The sequence below is a fragment of the Streptomyces sp. NBC_01450 genome (genome assembly GCF_036227505.1).
Taxonomy (GTDB): Bacteria; Actinomycetota; Actinomycetes; order Streptomycetales; family Streptomycetaceae; genus Streptomyces.
Window position 1 is genome coordinate 9,894,663 of record NZ_CP109480.1, and the last position, 13,749, is coordinate 9,908,411.

General features: G+C 72.5%; 11 protein-coding genes. 4 read left to right on the forward strand and 7 right to left on the reverse strand.

Annotation, left to right across the window (positions count from 1 at the left end; all coding sequences use genetic code 11):
- Window positions 1-106 precede the first annotated feature (106 nt).
- The 4 genes from OG568_RS44150 (at window position 107) to OG568_RS44165 (ending at window position 5,928) form a co-directional block, all read left to right on the forward strand.
- Window positions 107-2,542, forward strand: a complete 2,436-nt coding sequence (locus tag OG568_RS44150) for a SpoIIE family protein phosphatase (RefSeq protein WP_329535629.1) — start codon at window positions 107-109, stop codon at window positions 2,540-2,542.
- A 65-nt stretch (window positions 2,543-2,607) separates the two neighbouring features.
- The gene (locus OG568_RS44155) at window positions 2,608-4,128 is read left to right on the forward strand and encodes a HEAT repeat domain-containing protein (RefSeq protein WP_329535630.1); all 1,521 of its coding nucleotides are present in this window, start codon (window positions 2,608-2,610) and stop codon (window positions 4,126-4,128) included.
- A gap of 105 nt (window positions 4,129-4,233) precedes the next feature.
- Complete coding sequence (locus OG568_RS44160; protein WP_329535631.1) at window positions 4,234-5,400, forward strand: acyltransferase family protein; 1,167 nt, start codon at window positions 4,234-4,236, stop codon at window positions 5,398-5,400.
- Between the two features lie 27 nt (window positions 5,401-5,427).
- Window positions 5,428-5,928: a metallophosphoesterase family protein gene (locus OG568_RS44165; RefSeq protein WP_329535632.1), complete on the forward strand. Its 501-nt coding sequence runs from the start codon at window positions 5,428-5,430 to the stop codon at window positions 5,926-5,928.
- A gap of 5 nt (window positions 5,929-5,933) precedes the next feature.
- On the opposite strand, the gene OG568_RS44170 is transcribed toward OG568_RS44165, so the two are convergent.
- The 7 genes from OG568_RS44170 to OG568_RS44200 all read right to left on the reverse strand — a co-directional run bounded on the left by OG568_RS44170 (window position 5,934) and on the right by OG568_RS44200 (window position 13,592).
- The gene (locus OG568_RS44170; RefSeq protein ID WP_329535633.1) at window positions 5,934-6,614 is read right to left on the reverse strand and encodes an SRPBCC family protein; all 681 of its coding nucleotides are present in this window, start codon (window positions 6,612-6,614) and stop codon (window positions 5,934-5,936) included.
- On the reverse strand, window positions 6,598-7,737 hold the full coding sequence (locus OG568_RS44175; RefSeq protein ID WP_329535634.1) for an XdhC/CoxI family protein: 1,140 nt from the start codon (window positions 7,735-7,737) through the stop codon (window positions 6,598-6,600). Before OG568_RS44175 ends, OG568_RS44170 begins: the two co-directional genes overlap by 17 nt.
- Before the next feature lie 33 nt (window positions 7,738-7,770).
- The gene (locus tag OG568_RS44180) at window positions 7,771-8,883 is read right to left on the reverse strand and encodes a vWA domain-containing protein (RefSeq protein WP_329536612.1); all 1,113 of its coding nucleotides are present in this window, start codon (window positions 8,881-8,883) and stop codon (window positions 7,771-7,773) included.
- Window positions 8,884-8,984: 101 nt separating this feature from the next.
- Window positions 8,985-9,869 (reverse strand): AAA family ATPase, encoded by an 885-nt coding sequence (locus OG568_RS44185; RefSeq protein WP_329535635.1) that lies wholly within the window; start codon window positions 9,867-9,869, stop codon window positions 8,985-8,987.
- Between the two features lie 5 nt (window positions 9,870-9,874).
- Entirely contained in the window at window positions 9,875-10,726 is an 852-nt protein-coding gene (locus tag OG568_RS44190) for an FAD binding domain-containing protein (RefSeq protein WP_329535637.1), read from the reverse strand.
- Complete coding sequence (locus tag OG568_RS44195; RefSeq protein WP_329535638.1) at window positions 10,723-13,125, reverse strand: xanthine dehydrogenase family protein molybdopterin-binding subunit; 2,403 nt, start codon at window positions 13,123-13,125, stop codon at window positions 10,723-10,725. Before OG568_RS44195 ends, OG568_RS44190 begins: the two co-directional genes overlap by 4 nt.
- Complete coding sequence (locus OG568_RS44200) at window positions 13,122-13,592, reverse strand: (2Fe-2S)-binding protein (RefSeq protein ID WP_266579779.1); 471 nt, start codon at window positions 13,590-13,592, stop codon at window positions 13,122-13,124. Before OG568_RS44200 ends, OG568_RS44195 begins: the two co-directional genes overlap by 4 nt.
- Window positions 13,593-13,749 lie beyond the last annotated feature (157 nt).

Here is a 13,749-nt window from a genome sequence, read left to right on the forward strand (position 1 = left end):
CCACACGCGGCACAGGGTGCCGCCGTCGGTCTCCGCCGCAGGCCCGAGGCTCCCGGAACGGTCACAGGGGCTGCGCGACGGTCCCGGAAGCGCTGTAATTGCGGACGTGGTCAGTGAGGGCGCTGCGGAACGCGGAAAGAGAACGCTGCGTGCCGAACTTGCCCTCAAGACGTCCACCCCCGGCCTGGACCCGCGCGAGCGACTACGCCGCGTTCTCGAACAGGCACTTGTCTTCGCGGGCGCGAGCGTCGTCGCGGTGTACTCGCCCACCGACAGCGGCGACGTGTTGTACCTGTCCGAGTCGGCGGGCGTGCCCAGGACGCTCTACGGCCTGCGCGACAGCTATGTCCTCACCGGCGGCTCCCCGGCTGCGGACGCGTACCGCGCGGGCCGGCCGCTGTGGCTCGCTCCGGCGGAGATCGCCGACTGCGCCGACGCCCGCGGGCTGCCGTCCCAGGACTTCTGGCTGGCGGTCCTGCCGCTGCCGAACGGCTGCTGCCTCGTCGCGGCCGGCGAGCGCCCGGGCGGCTTCGACGAGGAGGACCGGGAGTGCCTGGGTCTGGTCGCCGAGGCCGCCGTCTGCCCCTCGCCCGGTCCGCCGGGCACCCTCACCGCCCGGCCCACCAGCTCGTTCGACCTCGCCATGGACACCGGACACCTGGAGGTCGACAACGAGTTGCTGGAGCTGTTCGGCCTCGACCCGGCCGAGTTCGACGGCAAGGTCGAGAGGCTGCTGTCGATGACCGTCCCCGAGGACCTGCCGACGCTGATGTCCGTGGTGGAGGCGGACCACATGTCCATCGGCGACCGCGAGCTGGAGTTCCGTATCCTCCAGCCCTCCGGGGAGCCGAAGTGGCTCCGGCTGCGCGGCCGCCTCCTGCCCGGCGGAGAGGGACGCCCGGCGCACCTCGTGGGCACCGTCGCCGACGCCTCCAAGCTGCGTTCCGGTGTCAGCGACGTGGCCCGTGTCCAGCGGCTCGCCGCGGCCCTCGCCACCGCGGGCACCGTCCGGGACGTCGGCCGGGCCGTGGTGGCCGCGCTGCGGCGCCCGCTGCGGGCCGACCGGATCGCCCTCGCCGAGCTGGAGGGCGACCGCCTCGTCGTCACCCTCCTCGACCCGCCCGAACCGGAGGCCTGGCCGGAGCTGTGGCGTTCCGAGTGGCGCTCGGAGTGGCCCGACGCGCCCGTACGCGCCATGCCCACACTGGAGGCGGCCCTCAACGAGGGGCGCGCCGCCGTCTGGCCCGCCGGAGCACCCCTGGAACCGGCGCTCGCCGACGTCGGCCCCGGCGGTCTCGCCATCCTGCCGCTGCCCGCCGGCGGCCGGATGGCGGGTGCCTGTCTGATCGGCTGGGACGACCCCCACGAGTTCGGCCCCGACGAGCGGGCGCTGCTCACCGCGTCCGCGGGCCTCGCGGGCCAGGCCCTGACGCGCGCCCGCGCCTTCGACGCCGAGCACGAGCTGGTCGGCATGCTCCAGCGCTCCCTGCTGCCGCGCCGCCTGCCCCGGCTCCCGGGCGCGGTCGCCGTCGCCCGCTATCTGCCCACCACGGCGGGTCTGGAGGTCGGGGGCGACTGGTACGACGTGATTCCGCTGCCCGACAACCACGTCGCCCTCGTCATCGGCGACGTCCAGGGCCACAACGCCCAGGCGGCCACCCTGATGGGCCAGATGCGCACGGCCCTGCGCGCGTACGCCGTCGAGGGCCACCCGCCGGACGTGGTCGTGCAGCACGCCAACCGACTCCTCATGGACCTGGAGACCGACCTCTTCGTCACCTGCTGCTACGTCGACGTGGACCTGGAGGAGGGCACCGCCTGGTGCGTACGCGCCGGACACCACCCGCCCGTGCTGCGCCACCCGGACGGCACAACGGAGGTCGCCGAGTCCGAGGGCGGACCGCCGCTGGGCGTCGTCACCCAGGCCGACTTCCCGATGAGCCCGCTGCGACTCCAGCTCGGCACGATCCTCGCCCTGACCACGGACGGTCTCGTCGAGTCCGCCGAGGTCGACATCGAGGACGGACTGGACAGACTGGCCGGTGAGCTGGCCGCGTCCGACCCCGCCCACCTCGGAGTGGTGGCCGACGGACTGCTCACGGGCGCCAACCGCAGCGACGACGTCGCCCTCCTCCTGATGCGCTACGACGGTATGGCGACGCGCCCGCTGCGGGAGAGCTGGACGGTGTGGCGCGTCCCGGAGGCGGTCCGGCACGCGCGCCGCTTCACCCGCCGTACGCTGCGCTCCTGGGGTGTGCCCGACGACAAGATGGACGGCGTACTCCTCGCCGTCTCCGAACTCGTCACCAACGCCCTCGTACACACCGACGGACAGGTCAGACTCGACATCACCCTCATCAACCACCGCCTGCGGATCTCCGTCGCCGACACCTCACCCCGTACACCCATCAAGCCCACCAGCATCGGCTGGGAGGCCACCGGCGGCCGCGGCATCCTCCTGGTCGAGGCGATGTCGGCGGTCTGGGGCACCGTGCCGGTCAGCGGCGGCAAGCAGGTGTGGAGCGAAATCCCGCTGGACTGAGGGGGATAGGGTCGGGCACCTGGTGCTCCTGGGGGTGGGGCCGGTCTGCACGGGGGGCACTGCGCATGGTGAAGACGCCTGAGCGGATATGGGAGGAAGCCGACCTGGCCGCGCGGCGGCTGGCCGGGCTGGCGCTCAACCCCTCCACCCCCGAGGACGTCCTGCTGCGGCTGCTCGCCGACGGTCCGGCGGCGGTACGGATGGTGCTGTGCCGGGACCGGGACCTGCCCGACGCCGTCGTGGACGCGGCGATCGAGCACCCCGACACGTACACGCGCAGCTTCCTCGCCCGCAATCCCCACGTCGGTCCCGCCCAGCGGGTACGACTGATCGACGATCCGGAGTGGTTCGTCCGCGCCCACCTCGCCGACGGGCCCCGGATGCCTTTCGGGGTCAGGCCCGAGCCACTGCCCGACGAGGCCGTCGTCCACATGATCAGGACGTACGGGAACGACGAACTCGCCGGTTCCTTCTACCAGCAGATCTCCACCGAGCTGCTGCGGACCCTGCACAGGCACCCGGATGCGAAGGTCCGCCACTGGGGATTCGGCGCGTGGGACCGGCTGTCCGCCGACGCGCGGTCCGCGCTGCTGGCGGACCCCGACGTGGGCGTCCGGGACAGGGCGATGCGCCTTACGCGCGAGAAGGATCCGGCCTGGGTGGAGAGCGCGCTGCCCGCCCGGCCCTGCCACGCACGCACCGACATACTGTGCAACCGGCCCCTCACCAGAGCCGTCGTGGACCGCGTCCTGACCGCTCCGGCCGGGGAGAACGAGCGGGTGATGATCGCCTACAACCCCAGCCTCCCCGCCGATGTGGTGGCCCTCCTGGCCGCCGATCCGGACCCGGAGGTACGGGAGCGCATCGCGTACCGCGCCGACCTCGGCCCCGCCGAACGCCGTGCGCTCGCCGTGGACCCCGACCCCAAGGTGCGGCTCGCGGTGTCCGTGCACCCGGCGTTGAGCGAGGAGGAGCGGGCCGCGATCGACTACGAGGTGCCCATGGACTGCGGTTTCTACCATCGGCCCGCACCGTCGGTGCCACGGGACCCCGAAAGCGTGCGCGGGGACGCCCTGTCCGCCCACCCGGTGCTGCGCAGGAGGGCGGCCGGGGTCCACTCGCTCCCGCCGGCCCTCGTGGCACGCCTGGCCGAGGACGAGGACCTCGGCGTACGCGTCACACTCGCCCAGAACCATCCGGGCGCCCCCGCGGCCCTGCTGCTGCGCAGTTTCCTTGAGTACACCGGTTCCGACCGCGCGCACCTCGCCACCCGGCCGAACTTCCCGACCGCCCGACTGGCCGCCTTCGCCGACCATGAGGACCCCGAGGTCAGAGCCCTGGCCGCGCGCGACCCCGAGACCGCGCCGACCGTCCTGGAACGTCTCACCTGGGACCCGGACCCCGCCGTCCGGGCCGCGGCGGCCCGCCACCCGAACCTCCCGCGGGCCCGGCTGACGGAACTCCTCGACGACGAGGAGCTGGCCCATCCGGCCGCGGCGAACCCGGCGTTGGACGTGGCGACGATACGGTGGCTGTCGCGAACGCTCGAGGACCCGGCCGGGTCCTCCGTCGATACGCCGACATGAGCGGTCCGGCCCGCTCGGCTGCTCCAGCTCATCGACTCCGAGGCGTACAGGCCGATGATCGGACGGTAGGTGAACATAGGCCGGGGACGACACGTGAGAAGGAGTATGGGAACCCCACTCACCGTCTCTCCACCGCTGGAGCGGCCCGAAACGCGCGACCGCGGCCAGGTGCTGGGCCTTGACGGGCTCCGCGGTCTCGCCGCGCTGTACGTGTTGCTCTTTCACTGCTGGCTTCTGACCATGCCGGGCTTTCCCGCGAACTCGGGTCCCGCCTGGCTGGGCTGGCTGATGTACGGGCGCCTCGCCGTGGTCTTCTTCCTGGTGCTGTCCGGTTTCTCCCTGGCCATCTCGCCGGCCCGCAACGGCTGGCAGCTGGGCGGCGCTTCCCGGTTCCTGCGGCGCCGCGCGTGGCGGATCCTGCCTCCCTACTGGGCGGCACTCGCGTTGAGCCTGGTGGTTGCCTGGTTCGTGGTGCCCGCCTCGCATTTCGGACCGCCGACCGGCACCTCGATTCTGGTGTACGGCTTCGTGGTCCAGGACATGTTCACGGCCCCCACACCGAACGGGGCGTTCTGGTCGATCGGTGTCGAGGCGGAGCTCTATCTCGTCTTTCCGCTCCTCCTGCTCGTCCGACGGCGGCTGGGCGCGGTCGTCCTGGTCGCGGGCGTGACGCTCCTGGTGGTCGCGCGTGGCCTGCTGTCGCCGAACGCGTCCCCGGTGGAAGGCGTGAACTGGCTGACTCCGAATCTCGCCCCCGTATTCGTCGCGGGCCTGGTGGGTGCGGGGATCACCGTCGCACCGGAGAAGGTCCGGCGCCTGCCGTGGCACTGGTTCGCCGCCCTGGCCGCCTTGCCGGTACTGGCCCTTGTCGTCATCAAGGGGTCGGTGTGGACGGTGGACCACTATTTCTGGGTCGATCTCGTCGCCGCGCCCGCCATGACGATGATCATCGCGGCCGTCGCCACCGGCAGGCCCGCCTCCCTCATGCGGCTCCTGGCCACGCGCCCCATGCGCGGCCTGGGCGACTTCTCGTACAGCCTCTACCTGGTTCACCTGCCGATCGTCATGATCGTCTGCCGAAAGATCGCCCCACGGTTCGTATTGCCCGGCCTGCCCGCGTTCTGGTTCACGCTGGCACTGGCACTTCCCGCCTCGGTGCTGGGAGCCTGGCTGTTCGCCAAGGTGTTCGAGCTGCCTTTCAAGCGGAACCGATCATGGAAGTCCATGTTCTCGGCAGGCCGCGCGGTGACCCGACCGCACTCCTCGCGCTGACCCGACCGCACTTCTAGGGTGGGTGCCGTGCGTCTGCTCCTGATGTCCGACACCCATCTGCCCAAGCGGGCCAAGGCGCTGCCGTCGCAGCTGATGGCCGAACTCCCGTACGCCGACGTCGTCGTCCACGCGGGCGACTGGGTGGACACCGCCACCCTCGATCTGCTGGAGGAGCGGGCACGCAGGCTCATCGGGGTGTACGGCAACAACGACGGCCCGGCCCTGCGCGCCCGCCTACCCGAGGTCGCCCGCGTCGAACTGGACGGCCTGCACCTCGGTGTCGTCCACGAGACCGGTGCCGCCCAGGGCCGTGAGCGGCGCTGCGCCGAGCGCTACCCCGACCTCGACGTCCTGGTCTTCGGACACAGCCACATCCCCTGGGACACCACCACCGAAACGGGCCTGCGCCTGCTCAACCCGGGCTCCCCGACCGACCGCCGCCGCCAGCCGCACCACACGTACATGACAGCGACCGTGACCGACGGACGGCTGACCGAGGTGACTTTGCACCGTATCGAGTCCGGCTGAGGGACTCAGGCGTGCCGGTGCCGTCGTATGCGCAGGAAGACCAGTGCCAGTACGGCGGTGGCCGCCGCGACCGCCACGCGCTTGGCGACCGGAAGCCCGGCGGTCCGCAACAGGTCGATCGGTTCGACCGGTTCGACTGTTTCGACTGTTTCGACTGGCCGGACCGTTTCAACTGGCTGGACCGTTTCAACTTGCTGGACCGGTTGGACGGGTTGGACTGCTTGTACCGGCTCCGGCGGCGCCGGTTCGTTGAGGCGCCGCGCCAGACACTCCGCGAACTGCCCGACCAGCTTGTCGCCCACCTCCGCCATGACACCGCGACCGAACTGCGCCGGACGCCCCGTGACGGTCAGATCGGTCCGCACGGACACCGCCGTGCCGCCGTCGCGTCCGGCGAGCGTGCCCGTGACGGTGGCCCGTGCGGTGCCCTGGCCGCGGGTCTCCTTGCCGCTCGCGATCAGCACCATCCGGTGCGCGGACTCGTCCTGCTCCTCGAAGACGGCGGTGCCCCGGTATGTCACCGTGATGGGCCCCACCTTCACCTTCACCGAACCGGTCACGGTCTTGCCGTCGTAGTCGTCCACCGTCGCGCCGGGCATGCACGGGGCGATCCGTTCGACATCGAGAAGCACCCGCCAGACATCCTCGACGGGAACGGGGACGGTGAACTCATGGTGCAGTTCCATGCTGCTCTCCTCCGGTCGGATCGACGTGCCCGGGATGGATGGCCCCGCCCGTCGCCGTCAGTGGCGCACCGCTGCCGCCCCACCGCTGCGCGACGATCTCCGCGGCGACGGACACGGCCACCTCCTCCGGCGTACGGGCTCCGAGGTCGAGGCCGACCGGCGAGCGCAGCCGGGACAGCTCGCCCTCCGACAGACCGGCGTCGATGAGCCGTTTCCTGCGGTCGTCGTGGGTACGACGGCTGCCCATCGCCCCGATGTACGCGGCCGGGCGGCGCAGTGCCTCCTCCAGCAGGGGCACGTCGAACTTCGGGTCGTGGGTCAGGACGCAGATCACCGTGCGCGCGTCGGTCGTCGTACCCCGCAGATAGCGGTGCGGCCAGTCCACGACGACCTCCACACCCGCGGGGAACCGTTTCGCGGTGGCGAAGACCGGGCGGGCGTCGCACACCGTGACCCGGTAGCCGAGGAAGTCCCCGATACGGGCCACCGCGGCCGCGTAGTCGATCGCGCCGAAGACCAGCATGCGCGGCGGCGGCGCGAAGGAGTGCAGGAAGACGGTGACGGCGTCCTCGCGGCGCTCGCCGTGCGGACCGTAGTGCCGCCGGATCGTGGCCCCCTGGGCCAGTTCACCGCGGGCGTCGGCGGTGACGGCCACATCCAGACCGGTGGAGCCCAGCGAACCCGCCACCTCGTCCGGCCACACCGCGAGCGTGGCCCCGAGCGGCGCCGGTCCCTCGATCACCGTCGCCACGGTCACGGGCCGGCCGGTGGCCACCGACTCGGCCACCGCGGCGAAGGAGGGATCCTCGGCGGGCGTCACCCGGCGGATGAGGAGGGTGATCTCGCCGCCGCAGGTGAGCCCCACGGCGAACGCGTCCTCGTCGCTGTACCCGAAGGTCTCCAGGCGGGCCTCGCCGGAGGTCACCACCTCCTGGGCCAGCTCGAAGACCGCCCCCTCGACGCAGCCGCCGGACACGCTCCCCACGACCTCGTCGCCGGGCCCCACGGCCATGGCGGCTCCCGGGTCCCTGGGCGCGCTGCGGCTGACCGCGACCACCGTGGCGAGCCCGAAGGGGGAGCCCGCCGCGTACCACCGGTCCAGCGCCGGGAGGATCTCACGCATCGCTCGCTCCGCTCACCACAGGGTGTGTCCCACTCAAGAGTCCGCTCCTCTCACCACCGCCGCCAGCCGCTCCAGCGCGGCCGGGCTGTGTCCCTCGACGAACGCGTCCACGCTCGGCAGGGCCGCGGCCATCCCGCCGGCCAGCGGCGCGTAACCGGGTCGGGCCTTGCGCGGATTCGCCCAGATCACCCGGTGCGCGAGCCGGTGCAGACGGCGCATCTGGTCCGCGAGCAGGGCCGGATCGCCGCGCTCCCACCCGTCGGACAGCACCACGACCACCGCGCCGCGCGCCATGCCCCGCCGCCCCCACCGGTCCAGGAAGCCGCGCAGCATCTCACCCAGCCGGGTGCCGCCACGCCAGTCCGGAACCGCCGCCGCGAGCGCGGCCATCGCCGTGTCGGGATCGCGGTGCGCCAGCTCCCGGGTCACCCGGGTCAGCCGGGTACCGATCGTGAAGACCTCCGTGCGGGTGCCCCGCGCGGCCCCGCCGGTACGGGGGCCGTGGAGGGCCGCGTGCGCGAACCGCAGCAGCGCGTCCGCGTAGGGCCCCATCGAGCCGCTCACGTCCACGAGCAGCACCACCCGGCGCGGCCGGTCCGCTCGCGCGTGGTGCCGCAGCCGCGCCGGCTCCCCGCCGCCGCGCAGCAACTCCCGTACCGTGCGCCGCGGATCGACCGCGCCCCGCCGGGCCGGATGCCGCCGCGCGGTGCGCCGGGCCTCGCCCCGCAGGGTGAACGCGGCCCGCAGGCGCCGCAGTTGGTCGCGCTCGGCGGCGGTCAGCTCGGCGAAGTCCCGGTGGCGCAGTACGTCGGTGGAGTCGGCCAGCACGGCTACGGGTACGGCGTCCTCGGCCCGCGCCGCCGGGCGGGGCACCGTACCGGCGCCGCGCAGGACCGTCCGGGTCCGCGGCGGGGGAGCGGACCGGGCCGGGCCGGGGCCGGGCCGCCCGCCGAAGTACGCGGCGAAGACCCGCTCATAGCGCTCCAGGTCGTCCTGGCTTCCGCACAGGGTGAGCCGGCCCGCCCAGTACACGTCCGAGCGCACACCGGGATCGAGCACGTCGAGCGCGCCCAGGAAGGCCTGCACGCGGTCGGGCGAGGCGTCGACGCCCGCGGCGCGCAACGCCCGGGCGAACCCGACGACCACGGCGGACGCGTCGACGGCGCCCCGCTGTCCCTCCTCGCCCCCGCCGGGCCCGCGGTTCCGGCCACCCCTGTCGTCCCTCCGGTCGCTGCTGTTCACGCTGTTCACGTCTTTCGCGCCGTGAGGATCGCCGCCAGATCCAGCCCCCGCGCCCGCTCGGTGTCCTCCCGGTACTTCAGCACCGAGCCCAGCGTCGCCACCGCCAGCTCCGCGTCCACCTCGGTCGCTCCCAGCGCGTCCAGGGCCTCCGCCCAGTCGATGGTCTCGGCGACCCCGGGCGGCTTGACCAGGTCCTCGGCGCGCAGGGCCTGCGCGAGGGCGGTCACCTGCTCGGCCAGCCGCTCGGTGACCCGCGGCAACCTCCTGCGCACGATGGCGAGTTCACGGGCGAACCCGGGGTGGTCGAACCAGTGGTAGAGGCACCGTCGCTTCAGCGCGTCGTGCACTTCCCGTGTCCGGTTCGAGGTGAGCACCACGACGGGCGGCACCTGTGCCCGCAGGGTGCCCAGTTCGGGAATGGTGATGGTGTACTCGGACAGCAGCTCCAGCAGGAACGCCTCGAACTCGTCGTCCGCGCGGTCGATCTCGTCGACCAGCAGCACCGACGGCTGGGTCTCCAGCGCCCGCAGCAGGGGCCGGGTGACGAGGAACCGCCGGTCGTACAGCTCCCCTTCGAGCCGGTCGGCATCCGTCACGCCCGCCGCCTCGGCCGCCCGCAGGTGCAGCAGCTGACGCGGGAAGTCCCAGTCGTACAGGGCCTGGGAGGCGTCGATGCCCTCGTAGCACTGGAGCCGGATCAGCGGGGCGTCCATCGCCTCGGCCAGGGCGGACGCGAGCGCGGTCTTGCCCACGCCCGCGTCGCCCTCGCAGAACAGCGGCCGGTGCAGCCGCAGCGCCAGGAAGCAGGCCACGGCCAGCCCGTCGTCGACGAGATACCCCGTCTTCTCCAAGCGGGCCCGCACCTCCGCCGGACCGCTCACCTCGTGCATGCGCGCTACTCCAGGGCGGCCAGCACCGAGCGCCGCGTGAGCACCCGGGCCAGGTGCGCGCGGTACTCGGGAGAGGCCGACGGATCGGACGAGGGGTGCGTGCCCTCCGCCGCCGCCTCGGCGGCACGGGCCACCGCGCCCGGCTCGGCGTCCGCGCCGGCGAGCGCCTCCTCGGCGGCCGTGGCCCGCAGCGGCGTGGAGCCCATGTTGCTCAGCCCGATCCGGGACTCGGCGAGGTGCCCGTCGTCCCGCCGGACGAGCGCCGCCACGCCGACCACCGCCCAGGCCTGCGCGACCCGCTGGAACTTCTCGTAGTGGAAACCCCAGCCCTCGGTCGACGGGATCTCCACCCCCACCAGCAGTTCGTCCGGGTGCAGCGCGGTCTGCAGATAGTCGAGGAAGAACTCCCGGGCCGGGATCGCGCGCCGCCCGCCCGGTCCCACCGCGATCAGGGTCGCGTCGAGGGCAAGGATCACGGCGGGCAGGTCGGCGGCCGGATCGGCATGCGCGAGCGAACCGCCGAGGGTGCCGCGATGGCGTACGGCGGGATCGGCGACCGTGGCGGTGGCCGCCGCCAGCAGCCCGGCGTGCCGGCGCACCAGCGGGTCGCGGATGACGTCGTGGTGCGAGGTCATCGCGCCGATGACCAGCGTGCCGGCCTCCTCGCGGATCCCGCGCAGCTCCGGGATCCGGCCGATGTCGACGACCAGTTCGGGGAAGGCGAGCCGCAGCCGGAGCAGGGGCAGCAGGCTCTGGCCGCCGGCCAGCACCTTCGCGTCCTCGCCCGCGTCCGCGAGGGTGCGCACGGCCTCGTCGACGCTCGCGGGCCTCACGTAGTCGAATGCCGGGGGAATCATGCCGACGCCTCCTCACCGGAGCGGGCGGACCGAGCCGGGGCCTGGGCGGATCGAAGGGCTTCCCAGACCCGCTGCGGTGTGCAGGGCATCCGCACCTCGGTCACTCCGAGAGGGCGCAGCGCGTCCACGATCGCGTTGACGACGGCGGGCGTGGAGGCGATGGTCCCCGACTCTCCGACTCCCTTGGCACCCAGGGGATTCGAGGTCGCCGGAGTCTCCGTACGGGCCGTCACGAACTCGGGCAGGTCGACCGCCGAGGGCACGAGATAGTCGGCCATCGTGCCCGAGACGAGGTTGCCCTCGTCGTCGTACACGGCCTCCTCGTACAGCGCCTGCGCGATGCCCTGCGCCAGCCCGCCGTGCACCTGCCCCTCGACGATCATCGGGTTGATGACACTGCCGACGTCGTCGACACAGACGTACGAGCGGATGGTGGTCCGTCCGGTCTCGGTGTCGACCTCGACCGCGCACAGGTGGGTGCCGTGCGGGTAGGAGAAGTTGTCCGGGTCGACCAGGTGCTCGGCGTTGATGGTGGGCTCCATGCCGTCGGGCAGGTCGTGCGAGGAGAACGTCTCGAAGGCGACCTCCTGGATGGTCCTGCGCGCCTCGGGCGAGCCCTTCACGGAGAACACGCCGTGCGTGAACTCCAGGTCGTGTTCGCTCGCCTCGAGCAGATGCGCGGCCACCTTCCGCGCCTTCTCCACCACCTTCCGCGCGGCGTGGTGCACCGCGGCCCCGCCCACGACGAGCGAGCGTGAGCCGTAGGTGTCCATGCCCTGGGGCGCCGCCCTGGTGTCGCCGTGCACCACCTCGATGTCCTCGAAGGGCACCCCCAGCACATCGGCGGCGATCTGGCTCCAGCAGGTCACATGGCCCTGCCCGTGCGGGCTGGTGCCGGTGACCACCTCGACCTTTCCGGTGGGCAGCATGCGGATGCTCGCCGCCTCCCAGCCCCCGGCCGCGTACCGCAGGTCCCGCAACACCCGGCTGGGCGCGAGCCCGCACATCTCGGTGTACGTGGACACGCCGATGCCCAGGCGTACCAGGTCGCCGCGCCGGTTGCGGTCCGCCTGCTCGGCGCGCAGCTCGTCGTACCCGAAGAGCGCGAGCGCCTTGTCCGTGGCGGCCTCGTAGTTGCCGCTGTCGTAGGTCAGACCCGCGACCGACGTGTAGGGGAACTCCTCGTGCCGGATCCAGTTCAGGCGCCTCAACTCGATGGGATCCATACCGAGTTCGACGGCCAGCTCGTCCATGATCCGTTCGATGGCGTACGTCGCCTCGGGGCGCCCCGCGCCACGGTAGGCGTCGGTCGGCGTCCTGGTCGTGAAGACGCCGGTGCATGTGAAGTCGTACGCGTCCATCTTGTAGATCGCCGGGTACATGAAGGCGCCCAGGATCGGGATGCCCGGGGTGACGAGCATCAGATAGGCGCCCATGTCGGCGAGGAGGTCGACCTTGAGGCCGAGCAGCCTGCCCTCGCGGGTGGCGGCGATCTCGATGTCCTGGATCATGCCGCGGCCGTGGTGGGTCGCGAGATAGCCCTCGGAGCGCGACTCGGTCCACTTCACGGGCCGCCCGAGGCGCCGCGCGACGGCCAGGGCGAGGGCCTCCTCGCCGTACACCTGGAGCTTGGAGCCGAAGCCGCCGCCGACGTCGGGAGCGATCACGCGCAGCTTCTGCTCGGGGATGCCGGTGACGACGGCGAGCATGATCCGCAGGATGTGCGGGATCTGCGTGGCCGAGTAGACGGTGTACTCGCCGGAGGCCGCGAGCGGGGTGACCACGACGGCGCGCGGCTCCATGGCGTTGGGGATGAGCCGCTGCTGGAGGTAGCGGCGCTTCAGGACGACGTCCGCGCGCTCCCGCACGGCCGCGTAGCTCTCGCCGGTGGCCAGCGGCCAGACGTAGCAGCGGTTGGTGCCCTTGTCGGAGTGGACCAGCGGGGCGTCGTCGGCGAGGGCGGCCTCCAGGTCGAGCACCGGGGGCAGCGGTGTGTAGTCGACCTCGACGGCCTCCAGGGCGTCGGCGGCCGCGTACCGGTCGCGGGCCACGACGACGGCCACCGGGTCGCCCGCGTACCGGACCTCGTCGACCGCGATCGGCGGGTGGTCGGGCAGGACGATGTCCTCGGTGACCGGCCAGGCGCAGGGGAGCGAGCCGAGGCCCTCGGCGAGGTCCTGGCCGGTGAACGCGGCGACCACACCGGGGCGCTCGCGGGCGGGTGCGACGTCGATCCGGTCGATCCGGGCGTGTGCCATGGGGCTGCGCAGGATCGCCAGGTGGAGCAGTCCGTTGACGTCGATGTTGTCGGTCCAGTTGGTCTGCCCGGTGACCAGACGGGCGTCTTCCTTGCGCGGCCGGGAGCGGCCGACCTCGGGTTCGACGATCTGGTCCGTCACGGCGAGACCTCCTGTCCGGAGGCGGCGAGGACCGCGCGCACGATGTTCTGGTAGCCGGTGCACCGGCACAGGTTGCCCTCCAGGGCCTCCCGCACCTCCCGCGCGGCCGGGGCCGGGTTCTCGCGGAGCAGATCCCGGGCCGCCATGATCATCCCGGGGGTGCAGTAGCCGCACTGGAGCGCGTGCCGCTCGTGGAACGCCTTCTGGAGCGCGTGCCACTCACCGTCCTGCGCCAGCCCCTGGATGGTGGTCACTTCGCTCCCGTCCGCCTGGACGGCGAGGACCGAGCAGCTCTTGACGGTCTCCCCGTCCAGGTCGACCGTGCAGGCCCCGCAGTTCGACGTGTCGCAGCCGATCGGGGTGCCGGTCAGGCCCAGGTGGTCGCGCAGGTAGTGGACCAGGAGGAGGCGGGGTTCGACCTCGTCCTCGTACGTGGTGCCGTCCACCTTCACCGATATGCGGGTCATGTGCCCTCCCGGAGAGCCAGGTGAGGGTTATCAGCCATTTTACGTGATGTGCGTCACTCTAGGTCCACATGGGGAGGGCGGCGAGTGCTGCGGCAGGGGTTTGTTGAGCGTTAATCCGTTGCTGCCGGGCCTGGCCGCCTGCTGCACTGAGGAGGAC